Origin of the sequence: Pseudoalteromonas spongiae UST010723-006, assembly GCF_000238255.3 — a bacterium.
In the GTDB taxonomy this organism is placed as follows: domain Bacteria; phylum Pseudomonadota; class Gammaproteobacteria; order Enterobacterales; family Alteromonadaceae; genus Pseudoalteromonas; species Pseudoalteromonas spongiae.
The window spans coordinates 1,162,109-1,181,892 of record NZ_CP011039.1 but is presented as its reverse complement, the minus strand read 5'-3'; the positions used below and the strand labels follow the sequence as shown (position 1 = coordinate 1,181,892).

Sequence of the window (19,784 nt, the reverse complement as noted above, 5' to 3'; positions counted from 1 at the left end):
TAGGAAATACTTTTGGATCCTCGCGAGTTATTAGACTTTGTAATCGACAAAGCAGACGACATCAAAGCCGTTGATATCACCACGTTAGATATGACAGATAAATCATCAATTACCGACTATATGGTTGTGTGCTCAGGCACTTCAAAACGCCATGTACAGTCAATTGCCAACAACGTTGCACTTGAAGCAAAAGCACAAGGTATTGAAATCATCGGTACCGAAGGCCAACAAGAAGGCGAATGGGTATTACTTGATTTAGGTGATGTAGTACTTCATGTAATGCAAGAAAGTGCACGTGAATTCTACCAGTTAGAAAAACTTTGGAGCTAATTCTGTGCGTATTCAGCTAATTGCTGTTGGTACGAAAATGCCAGCGTGGGTAGAAACCGGCTTTCAAGAGTATCAACGCCGGTTTCCGCGCGATATGAGCTTAGAGCTTATTGAGATTCCCGCTGGTAAACGTGGTAAAAATGCCGATATTAAGCGTATTCTGCAGCAAGAAGGTGAAAAGACCTTAGCCGCAATTCCTAAAGGGAACAAAATCGTTACTTTAGAGGTCACAGGTAAAGCACTCGATACCCATCAACTTGCCAAGGAAATGAGTAAATGGCAACTTGATGGACGCGATATCAGCTTACTAATTGGCGGCCCTGAAGGTTTGGCACCTGAGTGTATTGCCGCATCTGAGCAAAAATGGTCATTGTCTAATTTGACCTTGCCTCACCCTCTGGTAAGAATAATCGTCGCAGAAAGCTTGTATCGTGCATGGAGTTTGAATAACAATCACCCTTATCACCGAGAATAAGAATAAAAACAATTAGATGCTAAAACAACGCGCTACTATCAGGGATCACTCAGCGGAGGCTAATTTAGTCGCCCGCCGCGCGTTTGTGGCGTTTGTGTTTGTCATGATTGTTATTGGCATCTTGTTTGTTAACGTGTTTAATTTACAAGTTAATCAACACCAAAGTTACCAAACTCGCTCTAACGAAAATCGCATTAAAGTCATTCCAATTGCGCCAAACCGTGGCCTGATATACGACCGTAACGGTGTACTACTCGCGGAAAACCGCCCTGTTTATAATCTTGAAGTAATCCCAGAAGAATCTGACGACCTCGAAAAAAGTTTAAGCGAAGTCTCCGCTCTTTTTGATATTAGCCAAGAGCAGCAACAAGAATTTCTTAAAAACAGTAAACGCAAACGTCGTTTTAAAAGCCAAATTTTAAAGTCTCGCCTAACCCCAGAGCAAGTTGCGTTGTTTTCTGTTAACCAACACAAATACCCAGGCTTTAGCGTTGAAGCACGCTTGGCGCGTCATTACCCTTATGGCGATGCCCTCACCCACGCCATTGGTTATGTTGCCAAGATGAATAAAACCGAGCACTTTGAGCTTGAGATGGAAGGCCGCGACGTAAACTATCGGGCAACTCGTGATATCGGTAAGTTAGGCATTGAAAAATATTACGAAGAAATATTACATGGCACCGTTGGTAGCGAAGAAGTTGAAATAAATAACCGCGGGCGAATTTTACGCACGCTAAAATCAACCGCTCCGGAACCTGGCAAAGATCTCATTCTGACGCTGGATATTGGCTTACAGCAAATAGCACAAGCGGCGCTTGATGGCATGCGTGGTGCGGTTGTAGTGATGGATGCCCGTGACGGCGGTATTTTAGCCTTTTATTCAAACCCAAGTTACGATCCTAATTTATTTGTTCATGGCATCAGTAGTAAAGATTACAAAGCACTGCTTAACCCCGATAGACCACTTGTTAACCGTGTAACCAAAGGGGTTTATCCACCAGCATCAACCATTAAACCACACCTCGCAATGTTGGCGCTTGATGAAGACGTTGTTACTGAAACAACCGAGTTACATGACCCTGGCTTTTTTAAATTACCAAAAGCAGATCACCGTTGGCGTGACTGGAAACCTTGGGGACACGGCAAAGTCGATGTATATAGAGCAATCGAAGAAAGTTGCGATACTTACTTTTATGAAGTCGGTTACCGCTTAGGCATCGATAAAATTAGCGAGTTTATGTATCAATTTGGTTTTGGTCAGCGCACGGGCATTGATATTCACGAAGAAAAAACAGCCAACTTGCCGTCGCGTGAATGGAAAGAAGTCACATACAAGTTACCTTGGTACCCAGGCGACACACCCAATATTTCAATTGGTCAGGGCTATTGGACCGCAACGCCAATGCAAATAGCCAACTCCATGACTATCATGGTGAACAAGGGTCTGCGCTATCAGCCGCATTTAGTGTCAGCAACTAAACTGAGCGACCAAGTACAAATTATTGCCCGTGATGAAAAGCCCCCCGTGCAACTTAAAAATGACGAAAATTGGGATATTGCACTACGTGCGATGTACAACACAGTACATAAAAAAACGGGCACGGCGCATAAAGCCTTTATTGGTGCACAATACACGGCAGGTGGAAAAACCGGTACTGCGCAGGTAAAAAGTATCGCCCAAGGTGAGCGTTACAACGCAGAAAAACTAGACGAGCGCCACCGTGATAACGCAATGTATATTGGTTTTGCCCCTTATGAAAAACCTGAAATTGTAATTGCAGTTGCTGTTGAAAATACCGGTGGCGGTGCAACCGTTGGGGCACCTATCGCGCGTACATTAATGGACTATTACTTTTCGAATAAACCAGAATCTTTGGTAGGTAAACCGTGAAGGCGCTCAATCACAATAAAACGATTTGGGATAGATTACACTTAGACTGGCCATTACTTGTGGCAATTTTAGCCTTAATGAGCGGCAGTTTAGTGGTAGTCTACAGTGCCGGCGGTCAGAATATTGATTTAGTATTTCGTCAAGCGACCCGTATTGGACTTGGCCTATTTGTTATGTTCGCCCTTGCCCAAGTATCACCCACAAATATGCGGCGCTGGGCATTGCCCATCTACATTGTTGGTGTCGCTATGCTGGTTGCCGTCATATTTTTTGGTGTATCAAGTAAGGGCGCACAGCGCTGGCTCAATGTGGGTATTCGCTTTCAACCATCTGAGATTATGAAACTTGCTATGCCGATAATGGTTGCTTGGTATATTAGCCGTTATCATTTGCCACCGAAATATCGCCATTTAGCAATTGGCTTATTAATTGTTGCAATTCCAACACGTTTAATCATGAAGCAACCCGATTTAGGCACATCAATTCTGATTGCAAGCTCTGGCCTATTTGTGTTGTTTTTTGCAGGTCTTCATTGGCGCCTTATTCTAGGTGCTTTAGCCATTGCACCGGCCGCAATTTACGGTTTTTGGCATTATGGCATGCACGAATACCAAAAAACGCGGGTGCTAACCATGCTTGATCCTGAGAGCGATCCACTTGGTGCGGGATATCATATTATTCAGTCTAAAATTGCGATTGGCTCTGGCGGTGTTGAAGGAAAAGGCTGGACGCATGGCACGCAGTCTCAGCTAGAGTTTTTACCCGAGCGCCACACCGATTTTATTTTTTCCGTGCTGAGTGAAGAATTTGGCCTAATAGGTGTCACAATTTTACTTAGCTTGTACTTATTTATTATCGCTCGCGGCTTATTTATTGCAGTCAGTGCGCAAGATGCATTCGGCAAATTATTAGCAGCGAGTATTACCTTGACCTTCTTTGTTTATGTTTTTGTAAACATTGGTATGGTTTCAGGGTTATTACCTGTAGTAGGGGTTCCCCTTCCCCTTATCAGCTATGGCGGTACGTCCATGGTAACCCTGCTTGCGGGGTTCGGTATTATTATGTCTATTGCAACCCATAAGCGCATTTTGGTGAAATAACACAATGAAACACCTACTACTTTTAACAATTCTAATTTCTATAACCGCATGTGCGCCCTCTGGTCGCTACAGTATGCGTCATGACGCAGCGCCATTGCGCGCGCCATTGCCAGAAGAAATGCAAGATGTTGCCGTAACATCTGAAAAGAAAAGCATTTCTGCAAGCAGACCTTATGAAGTACGCGGCAAACGTTATCATCCATTGCACAGTGAAGTAGGCTTCAGCCAAACTGGAATTGCCTCTTGGTATGGACGAAAATTTCATGGCTACGCCACATCTAACGGTGAACCTTACGATATGTTCGCCATGACTGCAGCACATAAAACCCTACCGTTACCCAGTTTTGTACGCGTTACCAATTTAGAAAATGGTAATACTGCAGTGGTACGCGTTAACGACCGCGGGCCATTTCACGATGATCGAATTATCGATTTATCGTATGCTGCCGCATATAAACTGGGTTACCATCGCAAAGGCACCGCGAAAGTAAAAATAGAAGCCCTAGTACCGGAAACTAATCATCACAAAGCCTATATCCAAATTGCCGCTGCGCAAAGTATCGAGCATTTAGGTGTGCTTGCTAAAACGTTAACGGCAGAACATCAGGTAGACAGTAAAATTGTGAAAAAAGATGGAATTTATCGCTTGCGCCTTGGTCCAATCGACAATGCGCAAGTTGCGAAAGAATTACTCGATAAAATTAAGGCAAACAGCCATGAAAACGCATTCATGCTTTACAGTGACTGATTGCTTTAGGATAATTAACGCAAAATACCCAAAACTAATACAATTGACCCAAAAAGCCAATGAATCGAATTAAAAAAACAGTTATTGCTGCCATTGCAGCAGCGTCGTGCTTTTCACTACAAGCACAAATCATCCCCGCGCCTCCTCAAATCAATGCTAAGGGCTATTTTTTAGTTGACTTTACAACAGGTAAAGTAATTGCCGAAGGTGAAGCTGATACTAAGCTAGCACCGGCAAGTTTAACCAAAATGATGACCAGCTATGTGATTGGTCTTGAGGTAGAAAGCGGTAATATTTCACTTGATGATCAAGTTACCATCAGTGAAAGAGCGTGGGCAAAAAACTTCCCTGACTCATCAAAAATGTTTATCGAAGTAGGTAAACAAGTATCGGTAGAAGACCTAAACCGCGGCATTATTGTTCAATCAGGTAATGATGCATGTGTAGCAATGGCAGAGCATATTGCAGGTAGCGAACCAGCATTTGCTGATTTAATGAACGCCCATGCACAAAAATTAGGTATGAGTAATACGCACTTTATCAACAGCCACGGGTTAGATACTACAGAGCACTATACTACGCCACGTGATATGGCAACCTTAGGTGTTGCACTCATTCGTGACGTACCAGCTGAGTACTCGCTATACGCAGAGAAGTCGTTCACGTATAACGGCATTAAGCAGTATAACCGTAACTCACTTTTGTGGGATGAAAACCTAAACGTTGATGGTATTAAAACAGGCCACACCAGTGAAGCTGGCTACAGCCTTGTAACCTCAGCTAAAAAAGGCAATATGCGTTTAGTATCGGTTGTTATGGGTACTAAGAGCGAGCGTTCACGTGCAACAGAAAGCCGCAAATTACTTAACTACGGTTTCCGTTTTTTCGAAACAGTGACACCATATAAAGCCGGTGACAGCTTTGCCGAGCAGCGTATTTGGATGGGTCACAAAGAAACGGTATCGCTAGGTATTTTAGAAGATACACCGATCACTATTCCTCGTGGTCAAATGAAAAACCTAAAAGCGAATTTCGAGCTAGACCAAACACTTGAAGCACCAATTGAAAAAGGTGTAAAAGTGGGTACTTTGTTCTTACAACTAGACGGTGAAGATATTGCACAATATCCACTAGTAACGTTGGAAGAAATTAACGAAGGCAGCTTCTTTAGCAAAATCTACGATTACATTCGTCTACAAATTAACAACTAATCTGTTAATTAATAAAAAAAGCGCCATTTGGCGCTTTTTTTATTTGTAAATTGCCAAAGACAGATAAACATTATTAATAAGCGTTTTTTTGAATTTATGATAGACTAGCGGGCATTTTCTTAGGGCCAGCTAAATGGTCGTAATAACCCTATAATTACTGAGGTGAAATGTGGTTAATCCGGTTAAAAATACTAAATTTGACGAGTTTTTAGAGTTCCCTTGTCCTTTTACTTTTAAAGTAATGGGCCTTGCAAATGTTGACTTAACCTCGCAAGTATTAACTGTGATGCAAAAGTTAGCGCCTGGCGACTACGCACCTAAAACCAAAGCAAGCAGCAAAGGTAATTATGAGTCTGTAAGTTTAGTTGCAACAGTTACCAGCAAAGAACATATCGAAACAATTTATACTGAGCTTGGCTCAATCGCAGACGTACGTTACGTACTGTAAGGCCTATTAGTATGCCTAAATTGATCGTTCGACAGCTTAATCGCCAAGATTACGAGCCGGTATGGCAGGCAATGCAACACTATACCGATACGCGCGACGAAAATGCCGCTGATGAAATTTGGTTGGTAGAACACAACCCTGTGTTTACCCAAGGTCAAGCAGGCAAAGAAGAACACTTATTAATGACCGGTGATATTCCGGTAGTTAAAGTTGATCGTGGCGGCCAAGTAACTTATCACGGTCCAGGCCAACAAGTACTGTATGTACTGTTTAATTTACGTCGTCTCAAAATTGGTGTGCGCGAATTGGTTACGTGGCTTGAAGAAACGGTGATCGATACCCTAAATGATTTCGGTATCAAGGCGTACGCCAAAGCCGATGCACCGGGCGTATATGTCGACGAAAAGAAAATAGCCTCTTTAGGTCTTCGCGTTCGTCGTGGCTGTTCTTTTCACGGTCTTGCATTAAATATCGATATGGATATGGAACCGTTTTTACGCATTAACCCGTGTGGTTATGCCGGAATGGAAATGCTACAAACCAAACAAATTAATGGCCCACAAACGCTAGAAGAAGCGTCAATTGGGCTAGTAAAGCACCTAGTTAAAAAATTAGGTACCACTGAATATGAGCAAGTAGTAGGTTTTTAATCAATGAGTAAACCTGTAAAAATGCAACCGGGCGTAAAGCTTCGTGATGCGGAAAAAATGGCACTAATCCCCGTCAAGGTTATGCCAACTGAAAAAGAAGAAATGCTGCGCAAGCCAGAATGGCTAAAAATTCGTTTACCTAAATCAAGTGAACGCATTGACGGCATTAAAAGCGCAATGCGTAAGCATGGTTTGCACTCAGTGTGTGAAGAAGCATCTTGTCCAAACTTATCTGAGTGTTTTAACCACGGCACGGCAACCTTTATGATTTTAGGTGCCATTTGTACCCGTCGTTGTCCGTTCTGTGATGTTGCCCACGGTCGACCGCTGAAACCTGATGCACAAGAACCAGAAAAGCTTGCTTTAACAATTAAAGATATGAAGCTAAGTTACGTTGTAATTACGTCTGTTGACCGTGATGACTTACGTGACGGTGGTGCACAGCACTTTGCCGACTGTATTCGCGAAATTCGCAAACACAATCCAGGTATTACAATTGAAATTTTAGTACCTGACTTCCGTGGTCGTATGGATAAAGCCCTTGAGATTTTAACCGAAACGCCACCTGATGTGTTTAACCACAACTTAGAAACGGCGCCGCGCCTTTATAAGCTTGCACGTCCAGGTGCTGACTACAAATGGTCACTTGAATTACTGCGTCGCTTTAAAGAAGCTCACCCGAACGTTAAAACAAAATCAGGTTTAATGGTTGGCTTAGGCGAAGAAATTAGCGAAATTGAAGAAGTGTTGCGCGATTTACGTGAACACAATGTAGATATGCTTACTGTGGGTCAGTATCTACAGCCTTCTAAGCACCATTTACCAGTTAAGCGCTACGTGCCGCCTGTCGAGTTTGATGCATTAAAAGACTATGCTGATGAAATTGGCTTCTGTCATGCAGCTTGTGGTCCGTTTGTACGCTCTAGTTACCACGCTGATCTACAAGCAGCGGGTAAAGAGGTTAAGTAACAAAAGCACACGCTAAATTACTTAAGTTCATTGCAAATAAAAGCCAGCACATGCTGGCTTTTATGTTTTATATTCGATTCATTTTTAATGCGTAACGAATGCAAAATGGGGCAATAAATCGATGAAATGGCTTAATGATTGCCATATACACTCGCCCTTTTAACGTTCTTAACTCCACCTCTGTCGCAACAATAAATTGACTTTGCGACACCCGTTTTACCGTTAGCCAAATTGCCATATTGGGCTCCTCACTGGTACTGACAACTTGCTCATCGCTTACCAATTGATAACGCAAAAACCCAGCACGCTCGCCTGTTTTCATCGAGGTCAAACTACTTCCCATATTATTATCTGTTGCCAAAAAGCCAAACAGTGCGACGACTTTATTACGCAGTGTCAAAAGGCCTTTTACCCACTGTGGCAACTCAGCGAAAATAGCAAAATAAACCTGCTGTGCTGTTAAATCAGCCTTGTTTGTAGTAAACATAAATGCATCTTGATAACACACCCCGCAGCCTTTGCTAACAACACTTGGAAATGGGACTGCCGTAACTTTATTTTTTACCGGGCTGCTTTTGTAAAAACGCATCTTTAAACGCCTTTTTTCCATCTTTAAAGCCTAAAATAAGTAACAACAGCACCACACCCCCAGGCACTAAAACGGCCATAAGCAGTGGGCCAACAACATAGCTATAACAAAAGATAAACGGCAGAAAAATAACCGAGCCAAGTAATCGTTTTAAATGTTCCATACTCACTCCTGAAAATAAATTGAGCACGCTCATTTTATTATTGAGCACGCTCAAAAATCAACAATAATTTTTATTGCGTTAATTTATAAAGCTGGTGTAATAGCGCATGTACTGGAGGAAAACGTGTCAAAAAAAGAACAAACAAAACAACTTATTCTTACAACTGCATGGCAGCTTTTTAAAGAAAATGGATACCAAAATACCAGCACGCGCGATATTGCTATGGCGTCTGGTGTTGCCAACGGCACAGTATTTAGTCATTTCAAAAGTAAAATAGACATATTAAAAGCGGGATTTTCAGACCAATTAGATGAAGTACTGTTAAACGCCAGCAAAAAAGATAAAAGCCATACTGCAATTGAACGCATGTCGCACTATGCTAAAGCGCTCTACCCGTTTTACTTATCTCAGCGTGAGTTTAGTCGAGAGTTACTTGGCACGATTATGTGGCAACACAGTGAACTTGCCCCTCAGTTAGCACGATTTAAACACCAGCTAATACACGATAACAACGCAAATGCACATCATGCTGATGTGATCATTGATCTTTATTTTATGACCTTGCTATACGGGCTAAATCACCCTGAAATAAATGAAAATGAATTAGTTACACAACTTGAAAAAAAGCTGAGTTTGCTCAATGTACCGAACTAGGGTCTGTTGATCTTTGCTGTTCTATTTTTGTTCTCTTTGAGCGTGCTTTTATCGCGGCGCTCGATGTGTTGCCTAGCAATCTAAGCGAATATCGAGCAACAATGAGAAAAGTGCGCTCAAAAGAACCGTTCGGCAGCGCTCGATTGGCTTTTCTACTGTGTTATCGGCTGACTCACATAGAATAACTATGCCACGCAGCCTCTGCCTTGTATAAAAACCAATCAAACTGCTGCAAAAATAAACTAGAAAGATCAACAGACCCTAACATTCAGGTCAACTAAAATAAATTAAGCTAGGTAGCATTAAGCATAAGTTAATAATAGCGCTTTAAAATACGCGGTGTTGAACTTGCAAAGAGCAAAGCTCAACACGCACTTGTGTAAGTCCACTTAATTTCGTTAAACAAGATAAAGGAACTACTATGAATCGCTTTGCTAAACCTTTGTTTTTATGTTCACTTATTGCCACCAGCACAATTACATTAACCGCGTGTCAATCTGCCCCTGAAGCACAGCAATCAACAATGCGCACCTTAAATACTGAAGTATTTTATTTAGACCGCAGCATGTTGCCGCCTAATGCCGAGTTAACAGTAACACTTGAAGATGTATCAAAAATGGACGTTGCCGCGACCGTGATCAGTAGTAAATTAACCACGCTCGATACTGCGCCACCTTATCGCGTTGCACTAACTTATGATGAAGCACTCATTAAAGACAACATGCGCTACAACGTGCGCGCACAGATCCGTAAAGACGGTGAGTTATTGTATACCACGACACAATCAAATAACCCATTTGCAAATAACAGCGATCCGCTTCGACTAAAACTGACTAAAATCGCCCCGACAATTAAACCAGATGTGCCGCTGACAAATACTTATTGGAAAGCCACCATGTTACAAGATGCTCAAGTGAATACACCTGAAGGTGCACGAGAAGTCTTTGTGCAGTTAAAAGCCGATGGTAACGCGCGTGGATTTGCTGGCTGCAATAACTTTATGGGTGGCTATTTAGCAAAAGAGTTTGGCCTGCGCTTTAAAGGCATGGCCAGTACCATGATGATGTGCCAAGGTACGGCGAACACCCTTGAAAGTGCAATGCATCAAGTATTGCAAGATACGTTTGAATACAAAATAAAGGGTGAGTCATTAACCTTATTTAACGAGAAAAAAGAAAAAATTGCTCAGTTTAGTGCCGTATATTTTAACTAACTAAAGCTTGCTTAATACATAAAAAAAGCCGCATTTTGCGGCTTTTTTTATTCTTCAACGAGTTGTTCGCTACGGTAAAAACCACCTTCATCCGATAACAAGGAAACAAGTTCTGGTAAACATGCATCCATGTTTTTTTTCAATGTCCATGGTGGGTTTATCACAATCATGCCTGAGGCCGTCATGCCTAATTCATCACTATCTGCGCTCGTCGCAAGCTCAAATAACTGAATATTGCGAATACCCGATGCTATAAGCCCCTGCTCCATTTTTTCAATGCGCTCGCGTGTCACTACAGGATACCAAATCATAATCGTGCCACTGTTAAATCTCGCGTTGGCTTTTTTAACGGTTTTAACAACTTGCTCGTAATCTGACTTTATTTCGTAAGGAGGATCAATTAATACGCAACCACGTTTTGCCTGAGGTGGTAGTAAACCTAATAGTCCTGCAAATCCATTTTCTTTACGAACGTGGGTTTGCTTGCGACGCGTGCTAAGCTCAGCCATATTGTTTTTTAAGCTTTCGCTGTCTTGCGGGTGCAGTTCGAATAACCAGCGCTTGTCGCTATCACGTAACAAGCTGTCAGCAACAAGTGGCGAACCTGGGTAGAACTCAAGTTCCCCTTTATTAAACTGTTTTACACGCTCAACATAATTTGCAATTGCTTGGTTATCACCTGTGTATTGCCATAACTTAGCAATACCATCTAAATACTCTTGCGTTTTTTGGGCGTCTGCATTGGCTAAACGATAAATGCCAACACCTGAGTGGGTATCAATGTATTCAAGTGGCTTATCTTTTTGCGTAAGATAAGTAAGCGTTTCAATTAATACTAAATGTTTAATAACATCAGCAGGGTTACCTGCATGAAAAGAGTGACGATAGCTAAGCATATACAGCCCTAAACGTAAATTTGCTGCATTATAACTCTTTTATACATGTTTTACGGGTAGATTTTGCGCAGTTAAACGATTTTAGCTAAATTTCCTTGAACTTAGCCTTGCTATCGCCATCCAATACCCATATTTACATATTACTGTCACATTTATTCATTATTATTTAAGGCGTGCCATTATGAGCGACAATTTATACTCTACGCTACATTCGTTAGTTGACCAATTAATCTCCCAAAACCAAACCCTAAAAGAAGAAAAGCAAGCGCTTGAAACTGCGTTAGCCAAAGCAAAAGACGAGCTTGAAACATCGCAGCTTGAATTAATGGAGCTTGAAGAATCGAGCAGCTCACAAGCAGCGTCTTTAAACGAACTTGTTACTAAGCTTTCGCAAGCGGCAAGTTAATTTATGGCGCAAGGTGATAATCAGGGCCTCGCAATAACCTTACTTGGCAAGCAACATATGATTGCTTGCCCAAAAGGCAAAGAAGATGAGCTGCTTGCTGCAGCCAACCGTTTAAACGATGAGTTAAACGAATTTAAACAGCGTGCACACACCAAAAGCGATGATAAAGTATTGCTGATGGTCGCTTTGAATCTTTGTCACCAATTACTCAGTGCTGACGCGCAACATACCAAGCAAATGAACCAACTGATTGTTAAGTTGTTGTCAGCAGTCGAATAATATATCTCAGATTGTTCTGGAAATTATTTTACTATTGCGATATTAATGTCACACCTTTAACCGCTAAAAACCGTTGGCCATGCAAAAATCTCAACTATTTGGCATCAAACTACTCGTTATTAGTTTAGTATTTTTTGTCATTTTAATTGTAGATGCAGTGGTTATTTGCCAGCTTTTAAATACGCAAAACTCAGTAACTGTGTTACAAGTTCAATTGTGGGGAAGCTGTTTGGTAGCAGGTGGTATTGTGAGTGGCATTTCGCTTTTACAGCTCAAAAAAATCAGCGCAATGCGTGCATCAAGCTATTTAATTATGGCCTTGATTTTTATAGCCTTACCCTTTGTTTTTGCGACAAGCCCTTATTCTGTAACAAGTTTTTTTAACTTCTTTTAAATCTTACAGTTATCAATTTTTTGCTTTTTTGTCATTTCTGATACTTTTTTCTTGTCTACACTTAAACCAAGTTTTCCTGAAAAGGCATGCTGGTTATGTATCGCTCACCCGAGTTAAAAGGTCTATTGCTATCGCTGTTATTTGCATTAGTAGCACCAACTGTATCTGCCGTGAGCGACAAATCGAATATTTGGCAACTTATTGCTGAAAATCGACAGCTAGCAAACCTCTCACACCCACGAATAGACGATAAATTACACTGGTATTCGCAACAATCGTTTTATGCCAGCAATATTTCATTGCGTGCAAAGCCATACTTACCCTACATAGTTGCAGAGCTTAAAAAACGTAATATGCCGATAGAATTAGCCCTACTGCCCATTGTTGAAAGTGATTTTCGTATGACTAAATCACAAAAAGGCGCGGCGGGAATTTGGCAACTTATGCCACTGATTGCACAGCATTATAATGTGCCAATTAACGGATATTACGATGGCCGCTTCGACTTAGTGCTTTCAACCCATGCTGCACTGAGTTATTTAAACGAACTATACGTGACTTTTGACAAAAACTGGTTGTTAGCAATCGCGGCCTATAACTGCGGTGAGGGTAAAGTAAAAGAGGCAATACGTATAAATAAACATAACGCTAAACCGGTAGATTTTTGGCATTTGCCATTACCGCAAGAAACCAAAGATTATGTACCTAAGCTATTAGCGGTTAACAAACTGATTGCGAACAATCCGTCGTTTTTTCCACCTGTGGAAAGCATATCCTCTACTCGTATCATCGATGTAGAGCAGCCCTTTTCCATTATTGTAATTGCAGAACTGCTCCAAGTGCCTAGCGCGGAAATATTAAAACTAAATCGCGCTTATATCGCTGATAAAAGTGCACCAAATGGCCCCTTTCATTTGCTGCTACCAAAAAAGCTCGGCATCACACTAGAACAAGTATTGTTGTTTAGCCGCTATGGTAAAGATAAAGGATACACAGTTAAAAAGGGGGACTCTTTATACCGCTTAGCAAACCTCACCAACACATCAATTTCAAAGTTAAAAGCGCTTAATCGTTTAACTACAGATGTATTGTATATCGGGCAGCGTTTAATCTTACCCGCCAGCAGTAAAAGCATGCCGAGTTTAGTGCGTGAATATGCCATTAGTCGTTACATCAAACGGGCAAAACCGGAAATCGAAAGATTAGAAGTATCTTATCAGGTTAAACCGAGCGATTCCCTTTGGCACATTGCCACTTTGTTTGATGTTACCATCAAGCAACTGCGCGATTGGAATGCATTGCCGCGAAAAGGCATTATAAAACCAGGGCAAGAATTAAAAATTGTTATTACGCAAGCTAAAGCGGCGCCGCAAAACATACTTACATCTGGCGATATCACCGAGCAACTGCCCTACTTTTCAATTAGCCAAACTGCGACATTAAACAATTGATTTTCGCGTCTTAATCTGAATTCATATATACTGCGAAAAATTGTTAAATTTAGGATTATTATGCAAATCGCAAAAGACGCCGTTGTTGAATTTCATTACACCGTTTTTGAAGGTGACACTCAGTTAGAATCAAGCAAAGATGGCTCTCCACTAGCTTACCTTCATGGCCATGAAGGTATGTTACCAGGTTTAGAAAATGCGCTTGATGGCAAAGCAGCTGATGAGAAATTTAGCGTTGAGCTTGAAGCTAAAGACGCATACGGGCCACGCCACGATAATGCAGTTCAGCGTATTCCTTTAAAGCACTTACAAGGTGCTAAAGTATGGAAGCCAGGCATGACTGCCGTTGTGCATACCGATCAAGGTCAACGCCAAGTAACAATCATTAAAGTTGGTCGCTTTAACGCTGATTGTGATTTAAACCACCCATTTGCTGGTAAAGATTTAACCTTTAATATCGAAGTTGTATCAGTACGCGAAGCAACAAGCGAAGAGTTATCGCACGGCCATGTGCATGGCGCTGGCGGTTGCGGCCACTAAATTATGAGTAAGGTCGCAGTAGTTACTGGCGGTAGTAAAGGCATTGGCCTTGCTACCGTTTCGCGATTAATTGACGATGGTTATATCGTATACAACCTGGATATTAGCCATTCAGATGTCGGGCATTTTATCGACTGCGATGTGAGCAATGTTGATGCGGTTGGCAACGTGATTGCAAATATAGGGCAACAACATCAATCAATTGATGTGGTTGTATCTAATGCAGGTCGCCACCTTTCAGCTAACATCGAAAACACATCTGAACAGATGCTAGATGAGCTATTTTCGTTGAATGTGAAAGGCGCGTTTAGCCTAATTAAGCATGCGCTACCTTTTATGAAACAAAACGGCGGCGCAATTGTGCTAGTAGCGTCTGATCAAGCGCTTATTGGTAAGCGAAACTCCTTCGCATATAACTTATCTAAAGCGGCACTTGCCTCAATGGCACGTACCACCGCGTTAGACTATGCCGAATATAACATTCGTGCCAACGCTGTTTGTCCAGGTACCATTGAAACACCGCTTTATCATGCAGCTATAGATAGTTACTGTGAAAAAAGCGGCGCTAACAAGGCCGAAGTACACGCTGAAGAAGAAGCACTACAACCGCTTAACCGTTTAGGTCAGGCAACTGAGGTAGCAGATTACATTGGCTTTTTGGTCAGTGATAAAGCGACATTTATCACCGGTAGCTTGCAGGTTATTGACGGTGGATACACAGCGCAATAACGCCATATTCGACCCTCACCTTCATCTTTTTGATTTAGATGAAGGTGATTATTTTTGGCTCAAAAATGCACTGCCCCCTTGGCCAAAAATTAGTTTAATTCAACGCAATTTCACACCAGCCGATTTAAAACTACCGGTACATTTTCAGCTTGACGGCTACGCGCATATTGAAGCGGGTTTTAATAATACTCACCCCGCGGCCGAAATCGCCTTTTTAGAACAAAAATACAAACGCGCGCATTGTGCGATAAGTTATGCGCAAATTGACCAAGACCCACATACCTTTAAAGAGCAAATTCAGGACTTTTCACGCTATGCTACTTTTGTTGGCATTCGAGATATTAGTGAAGGTGCGGATGCCGAGCGATTATTAAAGCCAGAAGTCGTAAGCAATTTTGCGCTGCTTGAAAGCCATCAGTTAATCTTTGAGGCGCAGTTTGAACTTCACCAACACCCTATCACAAAGCGCTTATGTGATTTAGCAAAAGCATGCCCCACTTTAAATATTGTGTTAAATCACGCAGGTCTGGTTACAGCTGAATCGTTTGATGATTGGCACACAGCAATCAAAAACCTGGCACGCTTTGATAATATCGCGATAAAGTATTCTGGGTTTGAAATGATAGATTTGCCATTAAACGAACCATTCAGAAAAACGGTGTTGACCACACTAGTTACACATTTTGGCGAAAACCGCGTTATGTTTGCCAGTAACTTTCCAATTTGTTTAATGGCATCAAGTTATGCCTCGCTTTGGCAACAATATTACGACCTGTGCCCTAATAAAGCACTGTGGCAAAAGCTCAGTTTTGCTAACGCGAAGCGAATTTATCAGATACAGAAATAGCGATAGCTAGCCAGCTCTCAGGTTAATTATTACGAGATATTTGCTAAAGCCTTATTAGCGTGATGCCACGCATATTCATGTAATTTCCAATGTTTTGGTGACCAGCCCTCTAAAAAGCGCACAAAGTCCGCCCACGCAATGCTATAAAGTGCTAACCAGCACGATAAAATTTGCGTACCGCCCGGCTTAGCAAACACATCACAATACTTTAAAAACGCCGTTTGATAATAATTCAGTAACTCATGCTCAACAGCATATAGTTGCTCACTGGTAAATGCACTACTGAGTAACAACATTACGTCTTGTATACCAATGCCTTTGCCAACATACTGAAAGTCATACCCTGCAACGGTATTTTGCGACATCATAAAGTTAGCAATTTTAGCATCGCCATGAATAAGTGTTTGATACGGACAACTCCGCAATTGATTATCTAACGCTGGCGCTGCCGCTTTTAACGCTGTATGCGACATTGCATTTAACTCATCCGGACGCGTCGCAAGATGCCAATAACCGCCTTGCTGCCATAGCTTATTGTCACTGACATTAAGATTTTGCGCATGAAAACACGCCAACCAATCAAGAATCCCTTTAACCGCTGAGATATCATCTTCTGCTATGGCTTCAAACCCTGCAGATGCTAAATCACTGAGCAGTAAATATTGCGTATTATCAGCTGCCAGTAACCCTAAAAATTGTGGCGTAGCGACATTTAGTTTGTTGCTGTAGTGGCGATAAAAATATTGTTCATTGCGATAAGAGCTTAGCTTTCGAGCAGATGCAAAGTCACTATTCCAGCCCTTCGGGTGGTGTATTTCAGTTGGCTTGCAAATGGATTTTACTACTACCGATTCATCATTTTTAGCAAACGAAATACGATGCAGTGCACCAAAGCCACTCCAAACTGTTTTGAAGGTATCTACTTGGTGAATATTTGGCTTGCCAAGAGTTTGGCATATTTGCTGTTGAATAGTGTCATTTAGCATAGCGTAACCGATATTATCAAATCGCGTACACGCTACCATATTGCAAAAAAAAGAGCAGCAAATGCCGCTCTTTTGTTCAACGAGTAACAATTAGAAATTTTGCTTAGTTGCTTTGTAGCGCAGTGTCACATTTGCATACGGTAAAATACCACGCAGACGGAAATACCACTTACCCTCTTCAGGTTTGTCTAGCGTACATGTTTCGTTGCTGCCCCATAAATATGGACGACAATCATATTTAAAGAAGTTAGGCTGTTTACCGTGGCGCACATATAAATCTGCTTCACCATCGCCTTCTATTGACACTTCTAACGTATCAAAACCCGCTGGCAGTTCAATAGTACGGTGATCCCACCAGAACCAACCAGATAGGTTTTCAAATGTACCTTCAATAACTGTTGGCGCTGGGCGCGTATCAAAGTCAATTACGATTGGGTCGTGATCAGATGCACGATAAGCGTGACCAGCATATAAACTTGCTAGGTGCTTATCTGATTTATATTCCATGTTGTAGTCAAGTGAAACTGGCTCGTCAGCATTAATATGCCAATCTTGAATACCAACTACTTTGTCATACATGCTGCTTGATGCAAATGCGTGATCTAAACTACCAATGCGACCTTGATATACATACGAGTAATCACGTGTATGACCAAAGCGTTGCTTTTTAATGTTTACAAAACCATTGTTAACAAATGCATAGATTGGGTCTTCTTCACCATACGCGTTCATATCACCAAGAATTACCATATCTTCATCAGCTACAGTAGTTGGATTAGTCGCTAACCACTCATTCAGTTTATTAACTGCGTTAACGCGAGTTTGGTTCCAACAACCTTGACCATCCTTTTGGTCTGTATCTAAACCTTCCGCTTTACTACAGCTACCTTTAGAACGTAAGTGAGTAACCACTACAGAGAAATTCTCTTTGGTTAGCTTATCTGTAAAGGTTTGCATTACTGGTGGACGGTTTCCGTAATCAAACGGAACTGCTTCAGTGAACGCAGCTGTGCCTATTTCTGCCACTTTGTTACTGCGATAAATAATCGCCGACATAATTGCGTCGCCACCGACCTGTTCCGTGTTTAAATTAACAAAGGCATAGGTATCGTTTGCTTGAGCGGCATTTAAAGACGCAACTAAATCAGCAATTGCACTTAAATCAGAAAAACCATCGTTTTCCATTTCAAGTAAACCAATCACATCTGCATCTAGCGCTAAAATTGCACTCACTGTTTTTGCTTTTTGACGTTCAAATTCTTCTGCAGTGTCTGCACCACGAGGCGTTGGGAAACCACCGCCTTGGCCGTCACCATTGAAGTAATTAAGTACGTTAAAGCTCGCAATTCGTAAATTACTGTTTTCAACAGCGTCTGGCGCTTCGCTACGCTCATTTTCAGGGATAAAGTTTGGTGTTGTTGTTGGGTGAATACGGTACTGGCTATAGCCATAGCCAAGCACACCAGTAAGGCCATTTACTTTATCGCCTAAACGCAATGTATTGTAAGCATCAAGTTCTGGCGTTGGGTATGGGATTACCTCAGGGTTTTGCGCGCTTGAACCATCATCTAATGTAATAGATTTAAGCTTGTTTTCAGCCTCTACTGCATTTGCAGCATCACCAGGCAGTGCAACTTGTGTGCTTTGGAATAAACGTTCTGTGCCAAGTTTTAACTCGCCATAGCGTGAAAGACCATAAGTGTCATTTACAACTAGCTCATTAGATACACTTACAAGCATACCTTCATACGCTTCTAAGCCACCTTCAGCTGGTAGTGTTATTTCTGTGGCGCTGTAACTTTCTGTACCACACACTTTAAGATCACCAACATAAGCAAGTTGAGTTTGCCCATATTTTTCTTCTACTTTTGCACGTAGTTTTACAACATCACCTTGTGCTACTTCAGTTTTGTTGTAATAAACAAAAATACCTTCTGATGTGGTTAAGTCACTGTCTTGGTCAAATGACTCTTCTTGCAAGAAAAAGCCTTTTAACTGATTATCACCTTGCAGGCTTACAGTAACAACTGCTTGCACTTCAACTGTTTCGCCAACACGCGAGCTCGCATCACCATTCCCTTGGATAGCACTAATAAGAGTTGCATCACCACCGCATTCAACTGGGTCCGGCTCTTCTGTTTGCTGGTTGTGGCTACCCACATTTGAAAAATCATCTTTTGGCAATGCCATCCATTCAAGTTCGCCGTCAAACGCCGCATACGCATCTGTACGGCCAGATTTTACAGATTCTAATCTAACTAACGAACGGTCTTGAGTGCGTACATCGCCGCTTACCCAAGCTGAACCTGGATCGACACCAATTTGGCCTAAGCTATCAACCACAGTGTCGCTGTTAGTTAATGTAACCGCGTCATCACCGTTAAACCAACTGCCATCAGTATCAAGCTGCGCTTTTGCTTTTAACGCTTCCGCTGCACGTGAATGTGCAACAACATAAGTAGTGTTAGGTGCAAGCTCACCAGCAAGCGTTATCGTACGGCCAATTTCCGTCTTACCGTTAAAATAAAAGTTTAGTGCGTAAGTTGATAAATCAACTGCGGTATCGCCTGCATTATAAACTTCAACCGCTTTATTGTAGCTGCCGCCTTCAACGTATTCCGAAATGACCACATTCGCATTGGCACTGGCTGTTGCCAAGGCAATTGCGCTTGCCAAAAGTGTTTTCTTTAACATTAGTATTGTTCCCGATTTTGTTTTACCCGACTAAGGAACATCGTATGCTAGGCATATAAAGTGACAAATCAATTACAAAATAGTGTTTATTTACAGTGATTTACGATTAATTTAACATTTT

General features: G+C 41.8%; 23 protein-coding genes. 18 read left to right on the top strand and 5 right to left on the bottom strand.

The window, feature by feature from the left end; translation table 11 throughout:
• Positions 1-12: 12 nt before the first annotated feature.
• From rsfS to lipA, 9 genes are all read left to right on the top strand, one after another.
• Positions 13-330 (top strand): ribosome silencing factor, encoded by a 318-nt coding sequence (rsfS, locus tag PSPO_RS05620; RefSeq protein WP_010560409.1) that lies wholly within the window; start codon positions 13-15, stop codon positions 328-330.
• A gap of 4 nt (positions 331-334) precedes the next feature.
• A complete protein-coding gene (rlmH, locus tag PSPO_RS05615) occupies positions 335-805 on the top strand; it encodes a 23S rRNA (pseudouridine(1915)-N(3))-methyltransferase RlmH (protein WP_010560410.1) in 471 nt (156 codons plus the stop codon).
• 16 nt (positions 806-821) lie between these two features.
• Entirely contained in the window at positions 822-2,696 is a 1,875-nt protein-coding gene (gene mrdA, locus PSPO_RS05610) for a penicillin-binding protein 2 (RefSeq protein ID WP_010560411.1), read from the top strand.
• Positions 2,693-3,796, top strand: a complete 1,104-nt coding sequence (rodA, locus tag PSPO_RS05605) for a rod shape-determining protein RodA (RefSeq protein ID WP_010560412.1) — start codon at positions 2,693-2,695, stop codon at positions 3,794-3,796. The genes mrdA and rodA overlap by 4 nt, the downstream gene beginning before the upstream one ends.
• 4 nt (positions 3,797-3,800) lie before the next feature.
• Complete coding sequence (locus PSPO_RS05600; RefSeq protein WP_010560413.1) at positions 3,801-4,544, top strand: septal ring lytic transglycosylase RlpA family protein; 744 nt, start codon at positions 3,801-3,803, stop codon at positions 4,542-4,544.
• Between the two features lie 59 nt (positions 4,545-4,603).
• Positions 4,604-5,755 (top strand): serine hydrolase, encoded by a 1,152-nt coding sequence (locus PSPO_RS05595; protein WP_010560414.1) that lies wholly within the window; start codon positions 4,604-4,606, stop codon positions 5,753-5,755.
• A 169-nt stretch (positions 5,756-5,924) separates the two neighbouring features.
• The gene (ybeD, locus tag PSPO_RS05590; protein ID WP_010560415.1) at positions 5,925-6,203 is read left to right on the top strand and encodes a DUF493 family protein YbeD; all 279 of its coding nucleotides are present in this window, start codon (positions 5,925-5,927) and stop codon (positions 6,201-6,203) included.
• Positions 6,204-6,208: 5 nt separating this feature from the next.
• On the top strand, positions 6,209-6,853 hold the full coding sequence (gene lipB, locus PSPO_RS05585) for a lipoyl(octanoyl) transferase LipB (protein WP_040642474.1): 645 nt from the start codon (positions 6,209-6,211) through the stop codon (positions 6,851-6,853).
• Positions 6,854-6,856: 3 nt separating this feature from the next.
• Positions 6,857-7,822 (top strand): lipoyl synthase, encoded by a 966-nt coding sequence (lipA, locus tag PSPO_RS05580; protein WP_010560417.1) that lies wholly within the window; start codon positions 6,857-6,859, stop codon positions 7,820-7,822.
• 67 nt (positions 7,823-7,889) lie between these two features.
• Here lipA and PSPO_RS05575 read toward each other — a convergent pair whose 3' ends face one another.
• Together PSPO_RS05575 and PSPO_RS05570 are read right to left on the bottom strand one after the other, a co-directional pair.
• Entirely contained in the window at positions 7,890-8,411 is a 522-nt protein-coding gene (locus tag PSPO_RS05575) for a DUF2867 domain-containing protein (protein WP_010560418.1), read from the bottom strand.
• Positions 8,377-8,574, bottom strand: a complete 198-nt coding sequence (locus PSPO_RS05570) for a hypothetical protein (RefSeq protein ID WP_010560419.1) — start codon at positions 8,572-8,574, stop codon at positions 8,377-8,379. The genes PSPO_RS05575 and PSPO_RS05570 overlap by 35 nt, the downstream gene beginning before the upstream one ends.
• A gap of 123 nt (positions 8,575-8,697) precedes the next feature.
• On the opposite strand from PSPO_RS05570, the gene PSPO_RS05565 reads away from it, so the two are divergent.
• Both PSPO_RS05565 and PSPO_RS05560 read left to right on the top strand, forming a co-directional pair.
• Complete coding sequence (locus tag PSPO_RS05565) at positions 8,698-9,228, top strand: TetR/AcrR family transcriptional regulator (RefSeq protein ID WP_010560420.1); 531 nt, start codon at positions 8,698-8,700, stop codon at positions 9,226-9,228.
• A 421-nt stretch (positions 9,229-9,649) separates the two neighbouring features.
• Complete coding sequence (locus PSPO_RS05560; RefSeq protein ID WP_010560421.1) at positions 9,650-10,441, top strand: META domain-containing protein; 792 nt, start codon at positions 9,650-9,652, stop codon at positions 10,439-10,441.
• A 47-nt stretch (positions 10,442-10,488) separates the two neighbouring features.
• On the opposite strand, the gene PSPO_RS05555 is transcribed toward PSPO_RS05560, so the two are convergent.
• Positions 10,489-11,337: a 23S rRNA (adenine(2030)-N(6))-methyltransferase RlmJ gene (locus PSPO_RS05555; protein ID WP_010560422.1), complete on the bottom strand. Its 849-nt coding sequence runs from the start codon at positions 11,335-11,337 to the stop codon at positions 10,489-10,491.
• Between the two features lie 181 nt (positions 11,338-11,518).
• Between PSPO_RS05555 and PSPO_RS05550 the strand changes: the two genes are divergently transcribed.
• The 7 genes from PSPO_RS05550 (at position 11,519) to PSPO_RS05520 (ending at position 15,983) form a co-directional block, all read left to right on the top strand.
• On the top strand, positions 11,519-11,743 hold the full coding sequence (locus PSPO_RS05550) for a hypothetical protein (RefSeq protein WP_010560423.1): 225 nt from the start codon (positions 11,519-11,521) through the stop codon (positions 11,741-11,743).
• Positions 11,744-11,746: 3 nt separating this feature from the next.
• Positions 11,747-12,022, top strand: coding sequence for a cell division protein ZapA (locus PSPO_RS05545; protein WP_010560424.1), 276 nt, complete (start codon positions 11,747-11,749; stop codon positions 12,020-12,022).
• Between the two features lie 79 nt (positions 12,023-12,101).
• A complete protein-coding gene (locus tag PSPO_RS05540) occupies positions 12,102-12,416 on the top strand; it encodes a hypothetical protein (RefSeq protein WP_010560425.1) in 315 nt (104 codons plus the stop codon).
• 95 nt (positions 12,417-12,511) lie between these two features.
• On the top strand, positions 12,512-13,867 hold the full coding sequence (locus tag PSPO_RS05535; RefSeq protein WP_010560426.1) for a LysM peptidoglycan-binding domain-containing protein: 1,356 nt from the start codon (positions 12,512-12,514) through the stop codon (positions 13,865-13,867).
• A gap of 60 nt (positions 13,868-13,927) precedes the next feature.
• Positions 13,928-14,407: an FKBP-type peptidyl-prolyl cis-trans isomerase gene (locus tag PSPO_RS05530; RefSeq protein ID WP_010560427.1), complete on the top strand. Its 480-nt coding sequence runs from the start codon at positions 13,928-13,930 to the stop codon at positions 14,405-14,407.
• 3 nt (positions 14,408-14,410) lie between these two features.
• The gene (locus tag PSPO_RS05525) at positions 14,411-15,136 is read left to right on the top strand and encodes an SDR family NAD(P)-dependent oxidoreductase (protein ID WP_010560428.1); all 726 of its coding nucleotides are present in this window, start codon (positions 14,411-14,413) and stop codon (positions 15,134-15,136) included.
• Positions 15,117-15,983, top strand: coding sequence for an amidohydrolase family protein (locus PSPO_RS05520; RefSeq protein ID WP_010560429.1), 867 nt, complete (start codon positions 15,117-15,119; stop codon positions 15,981-15,983). Before PSPO_RS05525 ends, PSPO_RS05520 begins: the two co-directional genes overlap by 20 nt.
• Positions 15,984-16,012: 29 nt before the next feature.
• Here PSPO_RS05520 and PSPO_RS05515 read toward each other — a convergent pair whose 3' ends face one another.
• Together PSPO_RS05515 and PSPO_RS05510 are read right to left on the bottom strand one after the other, a co-directional pair.
• Positions 16,013-16,969, bottom strand: a complete 957-nt coding sequence (locus tag PSPO_RS05515) for a phosphotransferase (protein ID WP_158523436.1) — start codon at positions 16,967-16,969, stop codon at positions 16,013-16,015.
• Positions 16,970-17,059: 90 nt separating this feature from the next.
• Positions 17,060-19,663 carry an ExeM/NucH family extracellular endonuclease gene (locus tag PSPO_RS05510; protein WP_010560431.1) on the bottom strand — a complete coding sequence of 868 codons (2,604 nt, stop codon included), beginning with the start codon at positions 19,661-19,663 and terminating at the stop codon, positions 17,060-17,062.
• Positions 19,664-19,784: the final 121 nt, after the last annotated feature.